Source organism: Streptococcus suis (genome assembly GCF_002964045.1).
GTDB classification, from domain to species: Bacteria; Bacillota; Bacilli; order Lactobacillales; family Streptococcaceae; genus Streptococcus; species Streptococcus suis_U.
This window is the reverse complement of sequence record NZ_POPB01000557.1, coordinates 1-346: the sequence shown is the minus strand read 5'-3', so window position 1 is coordinate 346 and position 346 is coordinate 1. Positions and strand designations below refer to the sequence as shown.

Here is a 346-nt window from a genome sequence, read left to right as displayed (position 1 = left end):
CGTTTTGATTTTATAGGAGGTTGAAATGACAAAACGATTAGCGATTTCCTTACCAGGCTTGGACTTGAAAAATCCTATCATTCCAGCTTCTGGCTGCTTCGGTTTTGGTCAGGAGTATGCAGATTATTATGGCCTTAATCAGCTTGGTTCCATTATGATTAAGGCGACTACCCGTCATCCTCGTTATGGCAATGCGACTCCCCGTGTAGCCGAGACACCAGCGGGTATGCTCAATGCCATTGGACTTCAAAATCCAGGTGTTGATGCCGTCTTATCCGAAAAATTACCATGGCTAGCGCAACATTTTCCAGATTTGCCAATCATTGCCAAGGTAGCTGGTTTTTCC

Annotated in this window: 1 pseudogene; it reads left to right on the top strand. The window is 44.8% G+C overall.

The features are described from left to right. Positions 1-25 precede the first annotated feature (25 nt). Positions 26-346, top strand: a pseudogene (locus C1E99_RS12670) (dihydroorotate dehydrogenase catalytic subunit); the annotation flags it as partial.